At 41.1% G+C, this 20,839-nt stretch carries 16 protein-coding genes; 6 read left to right on the top strand and 10 right to left on the bottom strand.

The features are described from left to right. Nucleotides 1-66 precede the first annotated feature (66 nt). Both gap and QSE00_RS02880 read left to right on the top strand, forming a co-directional pair. Nucleotides 67-1,077 carry a type I glyceraldehyde-3-phosphate dehydrogenase gene (gene gap / locus QSE00_RS02885; protein ID WP_286104812.1) on the top strand — a complete coding sequence of 337 codons (1,011 nt, stop codon included), beginning with the start codon at nt 67-69 and terminating at the stop codon, nt 1,075-1,077. Next, nucleotides 1,074-3,299, top strand: a complete 2,226-nt coding sequence (locus QSE00_RS02880; RefSeq protein ID WP_286104811.1) for a response regulator — start codon at nt 1,074-1,076, stop codon at nt 3,297-3,299. Before gap ends, QSE00_RS02880 begins: the two co-directional genes overlap by 4 nt. Here the strand turns inward: QSE00_RS02880 and lpxK are convergent. Next, a complete protein-coding gene (gene lpxK / locus QSE00_RS02875) occupies nt 3,296-4,300 on the bottom strand; it encodes a tetraacyldisaccharide 4'-kinase (RefSeq protein ID WP_286104810.1) in 1,005 nt (334 codons plus the stop codon). The genes QSE00_RS02880 and lpxK overlap by 4 nt on opposite strands. Nucleotides 4,301-4,349: 49 nt before the next feature. Here lpxK and QSE00_RS02870 point away from each other — a divergent pair, with 49 nt between their 5' ends. Both QSE00_RS02870 and QSE00_RS02865 read left to right on the top strand, forming a co-directional pair. Continuing rightward, nucleotides 4,350-5,444, top strand: coding sequence for a Nif3-like dinuclear metal center hexameric protein (locus QSE00_RS02870; protein WP_286104809.1), 1,095 nt, complete (start codon nt 4,350-4,352; stop codon nt 5,442-5,444). A 2-nt stretch (nt 5,445-5,446) separates the two neighbouring features. Next, nucleotides 5,447-6,226, top strand: a complete 780-nt coding sequence (locus tag QSE00_RS02865; RefSeq protein ID WP_110356608.1) for a zinc ribbon domain-containing protein — start codon at nt 5,447-5,449, stop codon at nt 6,224-6,226. A gap of 55 nt (nt 6,227-6,281) precedes the next feature. Here the strand turns inward: QSE00_RS02865 and QSE00_RS02860 are convergent, their stop codons facing one another. Both QSE00_RS02860 and QSE00_RS02855 read right to left on the bottom strand, forming a co-directional pair. Next, nucleotides 6,282-7,646 carry an FAD-dependent oxidoreductase gene (locus tag QSE00_RS02860; protein WP_110356607.1) on the bottom strand — a complete coding sequence of 455 codons (1,365 nt, stop codon included), beginning with the start codon at nt 7,644-7,646 and terminating at the stop codon, nt 6,282-6,284. 322 nt (nt 7,647-7,968) lie between these two features. Beyond that, nucleotides 7,969-8,517 carry a ClpP family protease gene (locus QSE00_RS02855; protein ID WP_110356606.1) on the bottom strand — a complete coding sequence of 183 codons (549 nt, stop codon included), beginning with the start codon at nt 8,515-8,517 and terminating at the stop codon, nt 7,969-7,971. A gap of 275 nt (nt 8,518-8,792) precedes the next feature. Between QSE00_RS02855 and QSE00_RS02850 the strand changes: the two genes are divergently transcribed. Further along, complete coding sequence (locus QSE00_RS02850; RefSeq protein ID WP_110356605.1) at nt 8,793-9,479, top strand: hypothetical protein; 687 nt, start codon at nt 8,793-8,795, stop codon at nt 9,477-9,479. A gap of 15 nt (nt 9,480-9,494) precedes the next feature. Here QSE00_RS02850 and QSE00_RS02845 read toward each other — a convergent pair whose 3' ends face one another. From QSE00_RS02845 to QSE00_RS02835, 3 genes are all read right to left on the bottom strand, one after another. Continuing rightward, entirely contained in the window at nt 9,495-10,643 is a 1,149-nt protein-coding gene (locus tag QSE00_RS02845; protein WP_286104808.1) for an MFS transporter, read from the bottom strand. Between the two features lie 84 nt (nt 10,644-10,727). Beyond that, nucleotides 10,728-11,999 (bottom strand): kynureninase, encoded by a 1,272-nt coding sequence (gene kynU, locus QSE00_RS02840; protein WP_286104806.1) that lies wholly within the window; start codon nt 11,997-11,999, stop codon nt 10,728-10,730. Nucleotides 12,000-12,065: 66 nt separating this feature from the next. After that, complete coding sequence (locus QSE00_RS02835; protein WP_286104805.1) at nt 12,066-12,530, bottom strand: GNAT family N-acetyltransferase; 465 nt, start codon at nt 12,528-12,530, stop codon at nt 12,066-12,068. A 41-nt stretch (nt 12,531-12,571) separates the two neighbouring features. Between QSE00_RS02835 and QSE00_RS02830 the strand changes: the two genes are divergently transcribed. Next, a complete protein-coding gene (locus QSE00_RS02830; protein ID WP_110356601.1) occupies nt 12,572-13,213 on the top strand; it encodes an O-methyltransferase in 642 nt (213 codons plus the stop codon). Between the two features lie 3,339 nt (nt 13,214-16,552). Here QSE00_RS02830 and QSE00_RS02825 read toward each other — a convergent pair. The 4 genes from QSE00_RS02825 to QSE00_RS02810 all read right to left on the bottom strand — a co-directional run bounded on the left by QSE00_RS02825 (nt 16,553) and on the right by QSE00_RS02810 (nt 20,564). Further along, the gene (locus QSE00_RS02825; RefSeq protein WP_110356600.1) at nt 16,553-17,107 is read right to left on the bottom strand and encodes a phosphatase PAP2 family protein; all 555 of its coding nucleotides are present in this window, start codon (nt 17,105-17,107) and stop codon (nt 16,553-16,555) included. Between the two features lies 1 nt (nt 17,108). Continuing rightward, nucleotides 17,109-17,390: a Sec-independent protein translocase subunit TatA/TatB gene (locus tag QSE00_RS02820; protein ID WP_110356599.1), complete on the bottom strand. Its 282-nt coding sequence runs from the start codon at nt 17,388-17,390 to the stop codon at nt 17,109-17,111. Nucleotides 17,391-17,687: 297 nt separating this feature from the next. After that, nucleotides 17,688-19,997, bottom strand: a complete 2,310-nt coding sequence (locus QSE00_RS02815) for a M1 family metallopeptidase (RefSeq protein WP_286104804.1) — start codon at nt 19,995-19,997, stop codon at nt 17,688-17,690. Between the two features lie 57 nt (nt 19,998-20,054). Next, nucleotides 20,055-20,564: a DUF6702 family protein gene (locus tag QSE00_RS02810; protein ID WP_286104803.1), complete on the bottom strand. Its 510-nt coding sequence runs from the start codon at nt 20,562-20,564 to the stop codon at nt 20,055-20,057. Between the last annotated feature and the right edge of the window lie 275 nt (nt 20,565-20,839).

Raw genomic sequence — 20,839 nt, 5'->3', positions numbered from 1 at the left:
CCGCTTACACCCCATATCTAGAATATCAATCCGTAATTATACGGATAAATTGGCTTGACCCTATTTATGAAACAAATTAATATTGGTATTAACGGCTTTGGTAGAATTGGCCGTACCCTATTTAGACTTCTAAGCGAACAACCCCACTTAAGGGTGGTGGCCATTAACGATTTGGCAGATGCACCTACTTTGGCCCATTTATTAAAATACGACAGCATCCACGGGGTATTTCAAAAAGAAGTATCCCACAGTGATAATTACATTATCGTAGAAAACAATAAGGTTGCCCTCTTAAACCACAAATCTCCCGAGGACATCCCTTGGTCCGAGCATCAAGTGGACATAGTTGTTGAGGCAACTGGAAAATTTAAGGAGAGGACCATTCTGGAACACCACTTAAAAAATGGGGCAAAAAAGGTTATTCTCAGTGTACCTCCAACCGAAGATGACATAAAGATGGTGGTATTTGGAATAAACCACGAAACCCTTGACCAAAGAGATGACATTATTTCCAATGCCTCCTGTACCACCAATAACGCAGCACCCATGATCAAGGTAATTCAAGATCTTTGCGGAATTGAGCAGGCATATATAACCACTATCCATTCCTACACCACAGATCAAAGTCTTCACGACCAACCGCATAAGGATTTAAGAAGGGCCAGGGCGGCCTCACAATCCATTGTTCCCACCACAACAGGGGCGGCCAAGGCCTTGACCAAAATATTCCCAGAACTATCCGATGTTATCGGAGGTTGCGGCATAAGGGTTCCCGTTCCCAATGGCTCTTTGACCGATATCACTTTTAATGTAAAAAGGCAGACCACTATAGAGGAAATAAATGATGCTTTCCTTAAAATATCGCAAAAAGAACTTAAAAACATTCTATATTACACAAAAGACCCCATAGTTTCTATTGATATAAACAATACTTACTTCTCTTGTACGTTTGATTCTCTGATGACATCTGTAATTGGCAAAATGGTTAAAATTATTGGATGGTATGATAATGAAACAGGGTACAGCAGTAGAATTGTAGATTTAATTAACTATATTATAAGTAAACGATACGTTTGAGACCAATATTCTTACATATAAAACTGAACAGAAAATTATGGCTCCTAACGGCTCTATTCTTTTTTTGCTATGCCCATTCCTATACTCAGGAAAACAAGGCTTCAGGGAAGGACATAGAATTTTATTTTGACAAAGCGAGGGAAATGGGCAATAAGAATCAAATAGAACCCGCCCTTGAGGACTTGAATATTGCAATGGAGATTGCCTTCAAGAACAATGACCAAAAGGCTCTCATAGACACTTATCACAAATTCGCCATATTGTATTTACAACTGCAAAAGGACGATAGCGCAGAGTATTATGCGGACCGATCGAAATCCCTTTTAAAGGATATTTCCTATCCCTATGGAGAAGCTACCCATAAATATATAGATGCCATTATTGCCTATAGGGACGGTAAAAATTTCCTGGCAATTTCCATGCTGAACGAGGCCAAACAGATCAATAACGACAGGAATTTACTGAACAATATCCTTTTTGTAGAGGGAATTATTTTCCTAAACCTGGAAAAATACGAAAGTGCCACAAAAAATTTCAATGCCCTCGCCGTAAATACGGATATTTACGAAAAGGACTACCTAGCGGCCAAAGCCCACATTAAATTGGCCGAGATCTATAATAAAACAGAAGATTACGAGGAGAGCATTAAAAATGCACAGAGTGCCTTAAAATTGGCCAAGGCGAACAATTTTTACCTGGAAGTACTTCAGGCCAATGAGCTGCTAACAGTGACCAATGAAAAACTTGGCTTTTTTGAATCGGCCCTATCCTACAACAGGAATCTAGTAAACCTCAAGGACTCTATATTTACCCTTGGAAAAATTTTGGCGGAAACCAAAACGGCCGACAACATCCAGACTAAATTCATGAAGGATGAAATCGGTCGGCAGGAGGCTAAGATAGAAGAACTTAACCAATCCAAAAACAGAACGGAAATAACGGCTATTTTAACCGCTGCCTTTCTTATAGTAATCTCCATATTGGCAATTTCCCTGTACCGCAACAATCAGATCAAATTAAAGACCAACGATCTACTACATACAAAAAATAACGAATTACAGGCCGCAAGGGATGCTGCTGTAATGGCTATGGAAGCCAAGACCAACTTCCTTTCCACGGTTAGCCACGAATTGCGAACGCCGCTTTATGCTGTTACCGGGCTAACACATTTATTACTTGAGGAAAACCCAAGTGAAAATCAAAAAGAACACCTAAAATCGTTGAAGTTTTCTGGTGATTACCTATTGAATTTCATCAATGACATTCTTCAGATCAACAAAATAGACGCAGATAAACTGGAAGCCCTGCAGATCGATTTCAATCTTAAAAAGATCCTCTCCGAAGTCATAAATTCCCTTCATCAAAGTGCCAAGGCCAACAAAACAAAAATTGAACTGGAATTTGACGAGAATATTCCATCCCACCTATTGGGAGATCCACTTAAACTTTCCCAAATCTTTATAAACCTTATAGGCAATGGTATAAAATTTACCAAAGGGGGACAGGTTACCGTTATAGCCAGGCTCGCTAAAAAAGTAGAAGAGAACCTGACCATTTATTTTGAAGTAAAGGATAATGGTATTGGTATTGACAAAGAAAGACAGCTTACCATTTTTGACAGCTTTGAACAGGGGTCTATCCAAATTAACAGGGAATATGGAGGTACCGGTCTGGGGTTGACCATTGTTAAAAGCCTATTGGGACTATTTGGCAGTAAAATTGGGCTTAAGAGTGAAAAAGGCAAAGGAAGTTCCTTTTTCTTTGAATTGGATCTTAAAAGTAAGGATGACCTTATTGATGATATCCCCTTCGAAATTACCGAGGTGGAATACGATTTTGCCGGACTCCATATATTGATTGTGGAGGATAACAAAATCAACCAGGTGATTACAAAGAAAATGCTGAACAAGAAGGAAATTACCTGTGATATTGCCAACAATGGCCTGGAGGCTGTGGCCATGGTCCGTAAAACCGATTACGACTGTATCCTAATGGATATCCATATGCCTGGTATCAGCGGGGAAGAAGCCACTATAGAAATAAGAAAATTCAATAGATTGGTGCCCATTATAGCTCTAACAGCGATTTCCTTGGATGACAGTCTGGAGAGTTTTTATGCCGCAGGATGTAATGACGTTGTTACCAAACCTTTTAAACCGGAGGTATTCTACGCCAAAATTGGAGAGAACATCTTTGATGTGAAAAAAAAAATTGAGGCCTAGGGGGCACTAAGGTTTTCATTCATTAAATGTAATAGTACCTCTTCGCCCCTATTCATAAATTTGTGACTTATCCCAATATAACATAGGTTTTTTATTTTGCCTTCCAGCCTCACATAATCCTTTTCGGTGGTTAGTACCATTTCCTTTGTATTGAACAAAGCAATTTCCTTCTTTGTAAAAAAATGGTGGTCAGGGTATGCCAAATGCTCAAAATCAATCCCTTGAACGTTTAGGAAGCTTTCCAACTGCTTTGGATTGGCTATTCCTGTCACCAAGGTCAATTTTTTACCTTTAAGTTCGTCCAAGCCCATCTCCCCCAAACTACCTTTTAAAGTAGTTTCATACTCCAAGAAGCTAAAGACCACTTTCTGTCCTGGCCCGGGATTCAATTTTTTTCGGATTGCCCCTTGCTCCTCCATACTCAAATTAGATGGGCACTTGGTAACTACAATTATATTGGCCCGCTTTGCTTCCCGTTTGCTATCCCTCAAATTCCCACTAGGCAAATACCAATCATCCACATATAAATTGGAATAGGAGGTTAATAGCACATAGTGGTCACATCTTACTTTTCTATGCTGAAAGGCATCATCCAACAAGATAATATCGGGTGCCACCGTTTGCTCCAAATTGGCAATACCACGTTGCCTGTCCGCATCCACCGCAACAGTGGCCTTGGGAAATTTTTTGTGGATCTGAAAGGGTTCGTCCCCTAAATCGGCAACACCCACCCCAGGTTTCGCCAACAAATAACCTTTGGATTTCCGGCCATAACCCCTACTTAATACCGCTATTCTTTCTTGCTCCTTAACATTGGCAACAAAAAATTCTATCATTGGGGTTTTGCCGGTTCCCCCTACACTCAGATTCCCCACACATATAGTATTGGTTTTAAAGGTTTTGGAAGGAAAGACCCCCAAGTTGTACAGATAATTGCGCAGATATACCACCAGGGCATATATCAGTGAAATGGGAAAACCTAATTTTCTTAGTAGCTGCATTAGAACGAAAATATAATATTTTATCTTTGGAAGACCATAAATTTTAAAAATGATCATAAAACAAGTTATAGATACCTTGGAGGAATTGGCGCCACTGAATTATGCCGAAGATTTTGACAATGTGGGACTTTTGGTGGGGAATGCAAATAATAAGCTAAGCGGTATCCTGGTAACATTGGACACCTTGGAAAATGTAGTAGAGGAAGCTATAGCCAAAAAATGCAATCTAATTGTTAGTTTCCATCCCATTATTTTTGGGGGCTTAAAGAAAATAACCGGCTCCAATTATGTTCAAAGGGTCGTAATAAAGGCCATTAAACACGATATAGCCATATACAGTATGCATACGGCCCTGGACAATAGCCATAAAGGGGTCAATGCCAAAATATGTGAGGTCTTGGGACTGCAAAATACAAACGTTCTAATCCCACAGGCGGGCACTATTAAAAAATTGACCACCTATGTCCCCCAAGAACATGCCAACGCCCTTAAAACCGCTCTGTTCCATGCCGGAGCAGGCCATATTGGCAATTACAGCAACTGCTGTTTTACCGTGGACGGAACCGGGAGCTACCAAGCCAATGCCGGGGCCAATCCATATTTAGGTAAAATTGGGGAGACCCATTATGAGAAAGAATCCCAGATAAGCATTACCTATAGTAAGTCCCATGAAGCAAAAATTTTAAAGGCCCTTTTTAGCAACCACCCCTACGAGGAGGTTGCCTATGAGATACAAACTTTGGAAAATAAAAACCAAAATATTGGGATGGGTATGGTAGGAAATCTGGAAAAATCAATGGACGAGCCCGGATTTTTCGAATTTTTGAAGAAAAAAATGAATGTTTCCTGCATAAGACACTCAGATTTTCTAGAAAAAAAAATAGAGAAAGTTGCCGTTTTGGGAGGAAGTGGCTCCTTCGCCATATCGGCGGCAATAGCGGCCAATGCTGATGTTTTTATAACATCGGACTTAAAATACCATCAATTCTATGAAGCGGAAGGCAAAATACTTTTGGCAGATATTGGGCACTATGAAACCGAGCAGTTTACAAAAAATCTCTTAGTTGATTATCTTACGAAAAAAATTCCTAATTTTGCAGTCTCTTTATCGGAGAGCAAAACAAATCCCATCAAGTATTTTTAAATATGGCAACAAAGACAGAAACAACAGTAGAAGAAAAGTTAAGAGCACTATATGATCTGCAACTAATTGATTCTAGAGTTGATGAGATAAGAAATGTTAGAGGAGAACTTCCTCTAGAAGTAGAAGACTTGGAAGACGAGGTACTTGGCCTTAAAACAAGAATGGATAAGCTTAAAACCGATGTTGAAACCATTAACTACGAGATAGGCGCCAAGAAAAATCTTATTGATGAGGCCAAAGTCTTGATCAAAAAATATGCGGAACAACAAAAGAATGTCCGTAATAGCAGGGAATTTAATTCATTGACCAAGGAAGTGGAATTCCAGGAACTGGAAATTCAGTTGGCCGATAAGAATATAAAGGAATTCAAAGCCCAGATAGAGCAGAAAAAAGAGGTTATTGCCGCTACCAAAGAACGATTGACCGAAAGGGAATTGCATCTTAAGCACAAAAAAGGGGAATTGAACGCTATTTTGGCCGAAACGGAAAAGGAAGAAAAAGCCCTTTTGAAAAAATCCGAAGAGTATCAATCCCAGATTGAAGAGCGATTGGTAAAGGCCTACAATAGAATCCGAAACAACGTAAAAAACGGTTTGGCTGTAGTTCCTATTGAAAGAGGTGCTTCAGGTGGATCTTTCTTTACCATTCCACCGCAAGTTCAGGTGGAGATTGCTTCCCGCAAAAAAATCATAAGCGACGAACACAGTGGAAGAATTTTGGTAGACCCGGTTTTGGCCGAGGAGGAACAAGAGAAAATGCAAAAGCTTTTTTCTAAATTATAGTAAAAGCCACCAATAAAAAACAAAAGCCATCTTTCCAAGATGGCTTTTGTTTTTTCTATACTTCGTACTTCTCCTTCCCATCCAAAAGACTTAATATCTTTTGGTCTACCTCCACACTGTCCCAAATCTCATCTATATTGGGGATTTGCATTATTTGCTTCATTATTTCTTCCTGTGCATCCCCATTGGCCAAAGCTTCCACATAGGGCTTATTTGAAAACGTTACCCGTGAATAGGCAGGAACCCATTTATCCGGGTATTTTTTGGCAAAGCGTTTTTCAATCTTTTTCTGCAAGATAAAATTGGGGTCGGCCGTCATACTGCTCATTTCCACAAAATTGCGGTAACTGAGCTCTGCTATGGCGTCGGCGTTGGGCTTGCGTTCTGTTTGATAGGTACTAAATATCTGTTCCCAATCGTCCCCGTATTGAGCAATAATCTTGTTAAGGGCATGAATATCCTCAAAGCCCGCATTCATTCCCTGCCCATAAAATGGCACAATGGCATGGGCCGAATCGCCAACCAGAGCCACTTTATCCCAATACGTCCATGGGTAGCACTTAATGGTCACCAAGGCACTGGTGGGGTTATTGAAGAAATCTGTGGTCAAGTCCTCAATTGCCGGGGTAACATCCGGAAAATTGGTATTAAAAAAGGCTTTGGCCTCTTCCTTGGTATTTATCTTCTCAAAGGAAACCTCCCCTTCAAAAGGAAGGAACAACGTACAGGTAAAACTACCGTCCAAATTGGGCATGGCTATAAACATAAACTTCCCCCTTGGCCAAATATGAAAGGAGTGTTTGTCCAATTTATGGGTACCATCCCCATTGGCCGGAATAGTAAGCTCCTTATAGCCTACATCTATAAATTCCTGAACGTAATTAAATCTACTTCTTCGTTGCATTTTGTGCCTAACCCTGGAAAAAGCGCCGTCACAGCCAAAAACTATATCGTAATGATATTCCTTCCATTTCCCCCTCTCCGTTGCGCCAGTATATATTTTACCTTCGGAAAGATCTACATCCCATACCTTTTCCTCAAAACGAAAAAGGACCCCTGCCTCTTCGGCCAGATCTATCATTCTCCTATTTAACACACCCCGTGAAATAGACCAGATGGCCTCTCCTTCCTTTCCGTATTTTTGATAATACTCTGGCTGGCCCACAACATGAATGGCGCGTTTGTCCAAGGGAATGGCAATTTTTTTTACTTCATTTTCTATACCCACCTCCCTCAAGGCCGTCCAACCCCTATTGCTCATCGCCAAGTTGATGGATCTTCCGGAAAACTCAACATTTCGGATATCGGGTCTCCGATCGTAAACCGTTATTTGGTGGCCTAACTTCCGTAGGTAAATTGCCAAAAGGGATCCTACCAATCCTGAACCGATAATAGCAATTTTTTTAGGAGTTTGTGTCATACTGATTTTAATAGGGAAAAGTAAATGTTAAAGTAATAAATGTAATAAAATAAAGTAACTTAGATATAGAAGGGGCAAAAACATCACATAATGTCCACAGTGGTTACACGCAGGCGCCAAACCGAACCTCAGATCCAAAAAAATGCATTTTTACAAATAAATTTCTTTCCCAAACATCCAAACACCATGTTCTATCCGTATATATAACACATTCCGCTTAGGCGTCCATATATAAAAAGTCCTTCACATTAAGATTGTGAAGGACTTTTCCTTTTTATGTAAGTTTAGAACTATGAATTGTGTTGAACAAGCTGCGACAGGGTTATTCCAGAATTCCGTCTACTATACCATAGGCTATGGACTCCTCTGCGTTCATCCAATAATCCCTATCAAAATCCTTCATAACCTTTTCAAAATCCTGACCACAGTTTTCCGCCAATATTTTGGCGCTAAGTTCACGGGTCTTAATGATTTCCTTGGCCTGGATCTCTATATTCGAGGCCTGCCCCCTGGCACCGCCACTGGGCTGATGGATCATCACTTGGGCATGTGGCTGAATAAAGCGTCTTCCCTTCTCCCCTACCGATAATAAAATGGACCCCATAGAGGCTGCCAAACCGGAGCAGATGGTAGATACCGGACTCTTTAATGATTTAATGGTATCGTACATGGCAAAACCAGAAGTAACATAACCTCCAGGGCTATTTATGTACAGTTGGATTTCCTTGTTGTTTTGCATATCCAAATACAACAAACGATCGATTACATGTTTAGCGGTATCATCATCCACCATCCCCCATAGAAATACTTTTCTTTCGCCCAGCAATTTTTCGTCTATTGCCTCTTGTATCTTTCCTTTCTTTGAACTCATTTTTTGATTTCTTATTAAGTTTCAAAAATAATGAATTTATTGGGAATTATGGCAGCTAAATTATTTGATAAGCCATTCCTGTCCACAGGTACTATAACAAGACCCCCCATATTCCCAAATTGTAATTCCTACGCATCCGATGATCGGCTATGGACAAACTGGATTTAGCCAACAAAACAAAGCCGTAGACGCCCTTATTTGGAGCTGTATCAACAATGTAGTTGCCAACGATAAGGATTTTGCCAAAAACCTATTATCTTTGATAAAAACCAAACATGAAAAAATCAGTATTGGCCACTTTTTGCCTTGCGCTAATCCTAGGCGGCTGTAAAACCGATAAAAAAACCGAAGTGGCCACCCAAAAAATGGAACTCTCCATTTTGGACAAGATAGCCAATGCACACGGATTTGATCAATTCCGTAATGTAAAGGAAATAGCCTTTACGTTCAATGTAGATCGCCCGGACAGCCATTCCGAGCGCAGCTGGGTGTGGAATACGGTCACCAACGATATTGTGTCTATCAACAAAGGAGATACCATTTCTTATAACCGCAATACCATGGACAGTACGGCAACAAAATTAAACGGTGGTTTTATTAACGACAAATATTGGTTGATGGCTCCCTTTAATCTGGCCTGGGATAAAAACAACATCACCTACGACCACAAAAGTGATGTGCCCGCCCCTATCAGCAAAAACCCGATGCAAAAACTCACCATTGTTTATGGAAACGAAGGAGGTTACACACCCGGTGACGCCTATGATTTTTATTTTGGCAACGATTATATGATAAAGGAATGGGTATTTAGAAGATCAAATCAGCCTGAACCCTCCCTAATCACGACTTGGGAAAATTATGCGGATATCAACGGCTTAAAAATTGCCGAGATGCACCAGAATGAAGATGGTAGTTTTAAATTGTATTTCACCAACATTAAAGTCACTTCCAAAAATCCGTAAAACTTAGTGGAACAATTATTTCCCTCTTTTATGTAGCCTTAAAGTGGCGCCAAGTACTACAATAGTGCAGACCATCAAGATTACAAAGGTATACTTGAGGGAAAAACTCTCGGCCACGAACCCTAGCACTACCGGACCGATCAAGAAACCGGAATAGCCCGTACCGGCTATAAAGGATACCCCCTGGGAAGAATCCACCCCCTTGACCGTACCGCCTATCCTAAAGAGCTCCGGTACAATTACCGAAAACCCAAGTCCTGTCAATGCAAATCCAACAATGGCCATATAGGTGTAGGTAGTAAGGACAAAAACAAAACCTAAAATAGCAATTGCTGCTCCCAAGGCCACTATTTTAATGGGCCCAATAGCGGCACTGATACTATCTCCCAAAAACCTTCCCAAGGTCATCATCACTGAAAACGCCAAAAACCCGGTTCCTATCAAGGTTTCCGGTGCCATGCTTATTTCCTTTAAGAACAAGCCGCTCCAATCCACAATGGCCCCTTCTCCCCCCATTACCACAAAGGAAATAATTCCAAGGACCAAGAGCGGCTTAAAAAGTTTAAGACTAAACGGTTCCTTTTCAACCGGGGCGGCCACAATATGACTATAGTGTTTATGGAATATAAAATTTACTACCAGTACCAAAATAACGGCATAGAGCATATGTAATGCCGGATTATTGATCTTAAATATCAGAAAACTGCCCAGACCGGCAATGACGCCGCCCAAGCTAAAAAAGCCATGCGAGGCCGACATAAAATTTTGCCGATCTTCCTTTTCAATTTCCGTGACCAAGGTATTCATGGCAATATCAGTAAAGCCATTGCCGGCCCCCAATAAAAAAAGCCCTGCCATTAAAGAGTAATAATTGGGCGCCAACAAAGGGAACAATGCCGCTACACTACTGAAAATTATTCCGTACCATGTTGCCCTACCAACCCCTAGTCTATTAATTATTTTGGCCGCCACAGGGAAGACGATAAACACCCCCAGCGACAGGAAGAATAGGGCGATACCCAAATCGGCCTTATTGATGTCCAATTGATCCTTGACCGTAGGGATATAAATGGCCCAAGTACCAAACAAAATATTAATACTGGCAAATACCCATGAAGGTCCAAAATATCTAGGGTTGGAAAGAATAAGACGTAGTGACTTCATAAATGGTTCTGCAATTAAAGTGCTTGGAGGTTTAAGGCCGGAAATTTAGCAATTAAAAAAATAGTAGGGACAGCGAAGGTTAACCTAGCCCTTGCCCTGGATTCCTGATTTCAGGATTTGGCCAAAGTTGTACATATCCGTAAAGGAACAATAAAAAGGTGCAGGTGCCAGTCTAATTACATTGGGCTCACGCCAATCTATAACAACTCCATTTTCCATTAGAAAAGTGAACAATTCCTTTCCCTGCCCGTGCAAAAACACAGAGAGTTGACAGCCTCGGTCCTCCGGAGTGATAATCTCAAAAGACCCATCGGTCTCCTTATCTATCTCTTGGAGAATAAATTCCAAATAGGCCACAATGAGCTTTCTTTTGGAAATCAGGGTTTCCATTCCCACCTCTTGGAACATTTCCAGGGAAGCCAGGTAAGGAGCCAGGGACAGCACGGGAGGATTGCTTACCTGCCATGCATCCGCATTTTCCATAGGCTCGAACTCGGGCTTCATCAAAAACCTGGTCTCTTTCTTTGTTCCCCACCAGCCTTCAAATCTTGGAATCTCGTTGTTATTTAGATATTTCTCGTTTACAAAAATCCCTGAAGCGTTTCCAGGCCCACTATTCATATATTTATAACTGCACCAGGCCGCAAAATCAACACCCCACTCGTGAAGGTTTAGGGCAACATTGCCTGCCGCATGGGCCAAATCCCATCCTACGAATGCTCCCTGTGCCTTGGCGGCCTTGGTAATGGCTTCCATATTAAAGACCTGCCCATTGTAGTAATTAACCCCACCTATAAGCAGAAGGGCCAGTTCATCCCCTACCTCATTAATTTTATCAATAACATCCTGGGTATGCCAAAAATTTTCCCCGGGTCTTTTCTTAACCTCCACAATAGCGGTATGTGGATCAAAGCCGTGAAATTCAACCTGACTCTTTAACATATATTGATCTGAAGGAAATGCCTTTTCCTCACAAATAATTTTAAAGCGCTTCTGGGTAGGCCTGTAAAAGGAGACCATGAGCATGTGAAGGTTTACGGTAAGGGTATTCATAACAGATACTTCCGAGGTCTTGGCACCAACCACTTTTGCCAAGGGAGCCGCCAACCTCTCGTGGTAATCCCACCAAGGCTTTTCTGCATGGAAATGACCTTCCACGGCCAAGTCCTTCCAATCGCACATTATTTCATCTACAAACTTTTGTGTGCGTTTAGGCTGTAATCCCAGGGAATTTCCAGTAAAATAAATAACCTCCTTGCCCTTTACCTTGGGAAAATGGAATTCGTCACGATATTTTCTAAGAGGATCAACAGTATCCAATTGTTGGGCAAACACTAACGAATTTTTAAATTCCATATGCTAAATTTTATGTAAAAATACAATTTACGGTTAGAAGTGGTAATGGGTACATTCAATTTTTGGTCAGTCAACATGTACCCTCATTTCCAGAAGATGCTTTTTAAAACCTACCTTTCCATAAGCCCTGATGGCAGGTTCATTATCGTTGTAAACCGTAAGTCTAACCTCTTGGATACCCTTGGATTTTGACCATTGCATCAGGGCGTCAATAATTGCCTTATTAACCCCCTTGCCCCGTTGGTCCTTTTCGGTATACATAAATCCAAGATAACTGTATTTTTTATGGTTTAAATACGGTTTTGCGTCCCGTATCAAAGCATAACCGGAACCAATGATCCTGGAGTGGAGCTCCGCCACCATTACCTCGGCCTCATCGGACAATATCAGTTGCCTAAGGTCATAATAGCTGATCGGATCTTCATCCAATGTTTCGTCAAAAGGTCTTTCTGCACGAATAATTTCCTGCTCAAAGGACAATAGAATATTTAAATCGGCCAAAGTGGCCGTTCTTACTGTAAATTGTTGCATGATCATTATATTTGAGGGCTTAAATATACAAAGTAATAATCATGCATTTTTTATCTTCCGTACTGGAACAATATATAGCGGGCCATTCGCAATCGGAACCCGAATTACTCCAAAGACTCACTAGGGAGACCCATTTGAAGGTGATTCAGCCAAGGATGATCACCGGGCATTTTCAAGGTAGGGTATTGAGCCTTTTATCCAAAATAACCCAACCAAAAAACATATTGGAAATAGGCACCTATACGGGTTACTCTGCCATATGCCTTGCCGAAGGCTTGCATAAGGAAGGTTCATTGCATACCATTGATATCAATGAAGAACTCCACGCCATGCAGAGGCGGTATTTTGACGAGAGTGGCTATGGGCCGCAAATAATACAGCATACAGGGGATGCCCTGAAAATAATACCACAGCTGAACATGGTTTTCGACATGGTTTTTATTGATGCCGAAAAAGTTAGTTATGACCATTACTATGAGGCCGCCATAAAAAAATGTCGTCCCGGTAGCGTAATTCTATCGGATAATGTGCTCTGGTCCGGGAAGGTTGTGGAGCCCTTGGACCCCAAGGACAGGGCAACCAAAATTTTGGTAGATTACAATAAGAAGTTGCGGGACGACCCCAGGGTAGAAACGGTATTGTTACCAATTAGGGACGGACTAACACTTAGTAGGGTGTTATAAGGGTTGCCACCTCCCCCTATTCCACTTCCCAGGGAGGGGACCAAACACTTTACTACACCCTACCTATCATTACAGAAACAAAGGATATAATTAAACTTAGAAAGATTTTTAAGTATGGGCCAACTTTGAAAGTCCTCCCCCTAAACCCCCTCCCAAGGAGGGGGAATACTTCCTAGAGCAGCACATTCAAGTCGAGTTGCAAATTACATTCCCTCCCCTTGGGGGAGGGATAGGAAGGGGACCAAACACTTTACTACACCCTACCTATCATTACAGAAACATAGGATATAATTAAACTTAGAAAGAATTTTAAGGGATCAATCCTAAAAGTTGTGTGTGAATTAAAAAAGATATAGTTTACTATCTCAAGTTTGTGTCCTGTTCATTTTTTGCATCGCCCAAAAAACGAACCAAAAAACGCTAGGCTGATTTTAAATTTCTTTAAATCTACGCAATTTCCACAGCCCCGGCGTCCAGGCCGCTTTCACTTGGGTGAAATGCTCTATGGACGCCTTCCGCCTTCCAATGTGGAAACCACTTGATTTAAGACGAAATTGAAAATAGGCCGGTCCTTTCGTTCCGTCAACCTTCATGTGGGGATAAGTCATTTTCCATTATTAAAAACCTTTGGCATTGCCCTCAAGATCTATGGTTAGGTCGTTCTTCTTCCGTCGTGGAGATGGCATGGCCGTTAAGAATTATTGAAGCCTTGGAAATAATTTAAACATTGGTTTTACAAAATTGCTCCTATTAATAAAAACTATTTATCAAAAAAAAAACGACTGATCAAATTAATCCCTTTTTTTCATAAACACAACAATTGTTCCTGATCCTTTTTAAGTATGGGCCAACTTTGAAAGTCCTCCCCCTAAACCCCCTCCCAAGGAGGGGGAATACTTCCTAGAGCAGCACATTCAAGTCGAGTTGCATATTACATTCCCTACCCTTGGGGGAGGGATAGGGAGGGGACCAAACACTTTACTACACCCTACCTATCATTACAGAAACATAGGGTATAATTAAACGTAGAAAGATTTTTAAGGGATCAATCCTAAAAGTTGTGTGTGAATTAAAAAAGATATAGTTTACTATCTCAAGTTTGTGTCCTGTTCATTTTTTGCATCGCCCAAAAAACGAACCAAAAAACGCTAGGCTGATTTTAAATTTCTTTAAATCTACGCAATTTCCACAGCCCTGGCGTCCAGGCCGCTTTCACTTGGGTGAAATGCTCTATGGACGCCTTCCGCCTTCCAATGTGGAAACCACTTGATTTAAGACGAAATTGAAAATAGGCCGGTCCTTTCGTTCCGTCAACCTTCATGTGGGGATAAGTCATTTTCCATTATTAAAAACCTTTGGCATTGCCCTCAAGATCTATGGTTAGGTCGTTCTTCTTCCGTCGTGGAGATGGCATGGCCGTTAAGAATTATTGAAGCCTTGGAAATAATTTAAACATTGGTTTTACAAAATTGCTCCTATTAATTAAAACTGTTGCTCAAAAAAACACGACTGATCAAATTAATCCCTTTTTTTCATAAACACAACAATTGTTCCTGATCCTTTTTAAGTATGGGCCAACTTTGAAAGTCCTCCCCCTAAACCCCCTCCCAAGGAGGGGGAATACTACCTAGAGCAGCACATTCAAGTCTAGTTGCAAATTACATTCCCTCCCCTTGGGGGAGGGATAGGGAAGGGACCAAACACTTTACTACACCCTACCTATCATTACAGAAACATAGGATATAATTAAACTTAGAAAGAATTTTAAGGGATCAATCCTAAAAGTTGTGTGTGAATTACAAAAAGATATAGTTTACTATCTCAAGTTTGTGTCCTGTTCATTTTTTGCATCGCCCAAAAAACGAACCAAAAAACGCTAGGCTGATTTTAAATTTCTTTAAATCTACGCAATTTCCACAGCCCCGGCGTCCAGGCCGCTTTCACTTGGGTGAAATGCTCTATGGACGCCTTCCGCCTTCCAATGTGGAAACCACTTGATTTAAGACGAAATTGAAAATAGGCCGGTCCTTTCGTTCCGTCAACCTTCATGTGGGGATAAGTCATTTTCCATTATTAAAAACCTTTGGCATTGCCCTCAAGATCTATGGTTAGGTCGTTCTTCTTCCGTCGTGGAGATGGCATGGCCGTTAAGAATTATTGAAGCCTTGGAAATAATTTAAACATTGGTTTTACAAAATTGCTCCTATTAATAAAAACTATTTATCAAAAAAAAAACGACTGATCAAATTAATCCCTTTTTTTCATAAACACAACAATTGTTCCTGATCCTTTTTAAGTATGGGCCAACTTTGAAAGTCCTCCCCCTAAACCCCCTCCCAAGGAGGGGGAATACTACCTAGAGCAGCACATTCAAGTCAAGTTGCATATTACATTCCCTCCCCTTGGGGGAGGGATAGGGAGGGGACCAAACACTTTACTACACCCTACCTATCATTACAGAAACATAGGATATAATTAAACTTAGAAAGAATTTTAAGGGATCAATCCTAAAAGTTGTGTGTGAATTACAAAAAGATATAGTTTACTATCTCAAGTTTGTGTCCTGTTCATTTTTTGCATCGCCCAAATGCGCAGCATTCATGAATACCATTAAAAATCAATAGACCAGCCCATGAATAAAAAACGACCAGGGCCGAATAACCAAGGTACGGTGTACCTTGGTTAGGAGGAGCCAGCTGTAGCCATGGCCAAGCTGATTTTAAATTTCTTTAAATCTACGCAATTTCCACAGCCCCGGCGTCCAGGCCGCTTTCACTTGGGTGAAATGCTCTATGGACGCCTTCCGCCTTCCAATGTGGAAACCACTTGATTTAAGACGAAATCGAAGATTCACGAAAACCTATTAAAAAACCTGTCTGCCGAAGGCAGGCAATAATAACCACTTAAGTAAATTGAAAATAGGCCGGTCCTTTCGTTCCGTCAACCTTCATGTGGGGATAAGTCATTTTCCATTATTAAAAACCTTTGGCATTGCCCTCAAGATCTATGGTTAGGTCGTTCTTCTTCCGTCGTGGAGGTGGCATGGCCGTTAAGAATTATTGAAGCCTTGGAAATAATTTAAACATTGGTTTTACAAAATTGCTCCTATTAATAAAAACTATTTATCAAAAAAAAAAAAACGACTGATCAAATTAATCCCTTTTTTTCATAAACACAACAATTGTTCCTGATCCTTTTTAAGTATGGGCCAACTTTGAAAGTCCTCCCCCTAAACCCCCTCCCAAGGAGGGGGAATACTTCCTAGAGCAGCACATTCAAGTCGAGTTGCAAATTACATTCCCTCCCCTTGGGGGAGGGATAGGGAGGGGACCAAACACTTTACTCTGCACCTCTAACTTTAGGGTACAAACGGTAGAAAAAGATGGCGAAAAGAATTCCCACTAAAGAACCAACGATCAAATCCAAAGGATAATGTACGCCAACATAAATGCGACTCAAAGCAAATAAAATTGGCCAGATAAAGAAGACCCAAGACCACTTCCATTTATTCTTAAGAAATAGAAAGATACTGGTAGTAATACTAAAGGAACTGGAAGAATGGCCCGAAAAAAAACTATATCCACTGGGACTTTTAAGAATCCGGATCAGGGTGTTGATTTCCTCCGTATTGTTTGGCCTTAGCCTGGCAACCCATTCCTTAACAACACCCGTGCATATTAGCACCACGGTCAGGGTGAGGAAAACGGTTCCCAAAACCCAAAAGGCTTCCTTTTTAGGGTATGCCCTAAAAATAAGAACTACAAACAGAACAAATAAGGGAGTCCAAGTAGCAAAATCGGTTACATAAGACCAAAAGACATCAAAATTTTCGATGCCCAAACTGTTTAGATAAATAAATGCATCCCGGTCCCACTGTAACAGTTGGTCCAGCATATTACTTTCTTTTTACAACGCCGGTTACCTCATCAACGTTCTGCTTCACTTTATTGATTTCGTTCTTGATGTCCTCTGTAAAGCTGGTATCTATACCCTGCTTCTCGGCACTTTTCTGTATCTCTTTCTTGATATCCTCCGTGGCATCCTTCAGTTGTCGCATGCCCTTCCCCAATCCCTTGGCTATACCAGGAATTTTGTCGGCGCCAAAAACCATTACCACGATAAACATGATAAAAAAGATTTCACCTCCGCTAATAAATAGAATTATCGTACTTAACATAACACAAATATAATGAGAAGTTTGACAGCTGCATAAAAAATATGGTTAACTTTTTTCAGGGCATTATAAGCTTATAAAATAATGCCAAAACCAACATTTAAAACACTGACACTAAACCTCATACCTTTTAATTCCGAGAATGAAAGGCGCTCCCTATGGGTAGTCCCGCGGAAGAATACCGTACATAAACCAAGCCCCGATACCCGCTTGGCCGTTAGGCAATCCGGTATCGGGGCTTTAATTAAATTTGGGCAGCAGTCTTAGATTTGCTGCCAGTTTTGGACAAAATCAAACAAATTATTTCCCTTTGATATTCTCCTTAAAGATTTCAAAGTCGGATTTAACCTCTTTGGTAGGCCATGAATTATTGGTGGTGTCTATATCGGCAGTTTCTGCCTTAGGGTCTACCACAATTCCTATCAGTTCCTTGGTAGAGGCAACGACCCTTTTAACTTCTTGGTCATTTTTTCTCCATATTTCCGGTGGGTAGGTAACATTTTCCTTGGAACCATCCGCGTAGGTATACTCTACGATCAGAGGCATTGGAATGCCACCTGGCTTGTTAAAGGTAACTTCATAGAAATATTTGGGTTCCTCTATGGCATTTCTCTCGGCCACGGACAGATTGTCCATCATAAACTCCTTTAAAGTTTTGGAATTTTCCGATGGTGCCTTCCCTTTTAATTTGGCATCGGCATCTTCCGATTCTTCTTCCTCCAAATACACCAAGGGAGGTAAATCCTCTTCCTTAATATTCCTTGCCGCCATAATTTCCCTCATTTGTTTGGAAGGCTTGTTGGAAACATAATATTTTTTAACTCCCTTTACCCCAATATCCACATAATCTGTAGTATAGAACCAGCCTCTCCAATACCAATCCAAATCTACGGCCGAAGCATCTTCCATGGTCCTAAAAAAGTCCTCCGGGGACGGATGCTTAAACATCCAACGTTGTGCGTAGGTTTTAAAGGCATGATCAAAGAGCTCCCTTCCCATTACGGTTTCCCTAAGAATATTTAAAGCGGTAGCAGGTTTTGCATAGGCATTGTTACCCAATTGATAAACATTCTCCGGGTTGGACATAATGGGTGCAATGGTACTTTGATCCCCGGACATATAAGGTATTATCTTGGAAGGCTCTCCCCTTCCCGATGGATATTTGCTATTGGGGGCAATGGCCTCAGGATAGGCTTCCCCAAATTCCTGCTCTGCCATGTATTGCATAAAAGTATCCAAACCTTCATCCATCCAACCCCACTGGCGTTCATCCGAATTAACGATCATCGGGAAAAAGTTGTGACCCACTTCATGGATAATTACGGAAATCATCCCGTATTTCACCCTATCGGAGTAGGTACCGTCTTCATTGGGCCTACCGTAGTTCCAACAGATCATGGGGTACTCCATTCCCTGGTTCTTGGCGTGGACCGATATTGCCTTGGGATAGGGGTAATCAAAAGTATGATTGGAATAGGAGCGCAAGGTATGGGCCACCGCTTTAGTGGAATACTCCTCCCATAGCGGATTGCCTTCCTTGGGATACATGGAAATGGCCATAACATCCCTATCGCCTATTTTCACTGCCTGCATATCGTAAATAAATTTACGGGAGGTAGCAAAACCAAAATCCCTTACATTTTCTGCCTTCAGCTTCCAAGTTTTCTTTTTCTCCGAAAATCCTTTTTCGGCTTCTTCGGCTTCGGCCTGACTCACAATAATTACAGGCTTGTCATAGGTTTTTTTAGCCTTTTCATATCTACGCATCATTTCCTTGGAGAATACTTCCTTCCTGTTCTGAAGCTCTCCGGTACCATCCAGAATATGATCTGCAGGAACGGTAATATTTACCTCGTAATTGCCAAAAGGAAGGGCAAACTCCCCGCTGCCCCAGAACTGATGGTTCTGCCAGCCTTCTATATCGCTATAGACTGCCATTCTAGGGAAAAACTGGGCAATAACATAAGCCCTATTGCCATCCTTTGGGAAATACTCATAACCAGAGCGCGCCCTATTAACCGTATGGTCCGGAATATTGTACCACCACTTTATGGAAAAAGAAACCTGCCCCTTACTTTTTAAAACCTCGGGAAGATCTATCCGCATCATGGTCTGGTTAATGGTATATGGCAAGGCCTTTCCATTGGCATCCCTAACATATTCTATATTGAAGCCTCCATCAAAAGGCTCTGTCATATATTTACTGGCAAAACTGGCCACGGGCTCGGCCACGGGTACGCCCTGACTATCGCGCATGGGCGATTTAGAAGTTTTGGATCGTACGTTCTGATCCAATTGCAGCCATAAAAACGAAAGGTCATCCGGCGAATTATTGGTATAGGTTATGGTTTCGGATCCATAAATTTTGGCATTCTTATCATCGAGCTCAATATCCATCTTATAATCTGCCTGTTGCTGATAATAATCCGGCCCCGGTGCCCCGGAAGCTGACCTATACGTGTTTGGGGTAGCAAATTCTTCATAAAGTTGCTTAAATTTATTCTGATTAAGATGCCCGGGCTCCCGTTCATTCTTTACTTCTTCCTGGGCTACGGACACGGCCGCACAAAGGAACAATAGCGAAGCAAAAACATGTTTCATTCTATTCATATTTGAATTATTTTTTTAGCGCGGGAATTTAACAATTATATGATACATTGTTATTAATTACTTTAAGTTTAACATTCCTTTATTATTCTCGCGGATAAGGACAAAACTCTTTTTTTGGTTCCCGAGTTTAAAATGGACCACATTCTTCTGCTCCATAAACATATCCATCAATACTTCGTTCTGCACGGAAATAGTGCTAATGGAGTTGAAATCAATTTTGGGGACTTCCAAGTAAAGGATCATAATATCGTTATCATATTTTTTACCCAAAACATCATAGGTAACATTCTGGCCGTTTACCTCAAGGGAAAACTTGGCCTTTAAATATTTTCCTATAAATTCATTGACTTGGGGCGACTCGTCCTTGGTGGCCAAATTGCCCTGAATGCCGTACCTTTCCTGTAACACTTTTTCAAAATCGTCTATAAATACCCTAGTGGTAATCTGCAGTGCCCTGTCCTTATCGGAGTATTCAACACTGGTTACACTGATGTAGAATTTATGGGCCACTGTGAATGCCAAGAGCGGTATCAGTAGTATTAAAAAGGTCTTCTTAATTAATTGCATGTCTTTATTTATCCGTCAAAAATAAGCAATGACGGATCAATCCCAAAAGTTGTGTGTGAATTACAAAAAAATATAATTTACTATCTAAAGTTTGTGTCCTGTTCATTTTTTGCATCGCCCAAAAAACGAACCAAAAAACGCTAGGCTGATTTTAAATTTCTTTAAATCTACGCACTTTCCACTGCCCCGGCGTCCAGGCCGCTTTCACTTGGGTGAAATGCTCTATGGACGCCTGCCTACCGGAAGGCAGGCCTTCCACCTTCCAATGTGAAAAC

This window comes from Arenibacter flavimaris (assembly GCF_030291335.1).
Classification (GTDB): domain Bacteria; phylum Bacteroidota; class Bacteroidia; order Flavobacteriales; family Flavobacteriaceae; genus Arenibacter.
This window is presented reverse-complemented; position numbering and strand designations above follow the sequence as displayed.

Excerpts from the sequence above, each read along its gene's own strand:
- gap (WP_286104812.1), top strand. The coding sequence starts at position 67 with ATGAAACAAATTAATATTGGTATTAACGGCTTTGGTAGAATTGGCCGT.
- lpxK (WP_286104810.1), bottom strand. The coding sequence starts at position 4,300 with ATGCAGCTACTAAGAAAATTAGGTTTTCCCATTTCACTGATATATGCC.
- QSE00_RS02870 (WP_286104809.1), top strand. The coding sequence starts at position 4,350 with ATGATCATAAAACAAGTTATAGATACCTTGGAGGAATTGGCGCCACTG.
- QSE00_RS02865 (WP_110356608.1), top strand. The coding sequence starts at position 5,447 with ATGGCAACAAAGACAGAAACAACAGTAGAAGAAAAGTTAAGAGCACTA.
- QSE00_RS02860 (WP_110356607.1), bottom strand. The coding sequence starts at position 7,646 with ATGACACAAACTCCTAAAAAAATTGCTATTATCGGTTCAGGATTGGTA.
- QSE00_RS02855 (WP_110356606.1), bottom strand. The coding sequence starts at position 8,517 with ATGAGTTCAAAGAAAGGAAAGATACAAGAGGCAATAGACGAAAAATTG.
- QSE00_RS02850 (WP_110356605.1), top strand. The coding sequence starts at position 8,793 with ATGAAAAAATCAGTATTGGCCACTTTTTGCCTTGCGCTAATCCTAGGC.
- QSE00_RS02845 (WP_286104808.1), bottom strand. The coding sequence starts at position 10,643 with ATGAAGTCACTACGTCTTATTCTTTCCAACCCTAGATATTTTGGACCT.
- kynU (WP_286104806.1), bottom strand. The coding sequence starts at position 11,999 with ATGGAATTTAAAAATTCGTTAGTGTTTGCCCAACAATTGGATACTGTT.
- QSE00_RS02835 (WP_286104805.1), bottom strand. The coding sequence starts at position 12,530 with ATGCAACAATTTACAGTAAGAACGGCCACTTTGGCCGATTTAAATATT.
- QSE00_RS02830 (WP_110356601.1), top strand. The coding sequence starts at position 12,572 with ATGCATTTTTTATCTTCCGTACTGGAACAATATATAGCGGGCCATTCG.
- QSE00_RS02825 (WP_110356600.1), bottom strand. The coding sequence starts at position 17,107 with ATGCTGGACCAACTGTTACAGTGGGACCGGGATGCATTTATTTATCTA.
- QSE00_RS02820 (WP_110356599.1), bottom strand. The coding sequence starts at position 17,390 with ATGTTAAGTACGATAATTCTATTTATTAGCGGAGGTGAAATCTTTTTT.
- QSE00_RS02815 (WP_286104804.1), bottom strand. The coding sequence starts at position 19,997 with ATGAATAGAATGAAACATGTTTTTGCTTCGCTATTGTTCCTTTGTGCG.
- QSE00_RS02810 (WP_286104803.1), bottom strand. The coding sequence starts at position 20,564 with ATGCAATTAATTAAGAAGACCTTTTTAATACTACTGATACCGCTCTTG.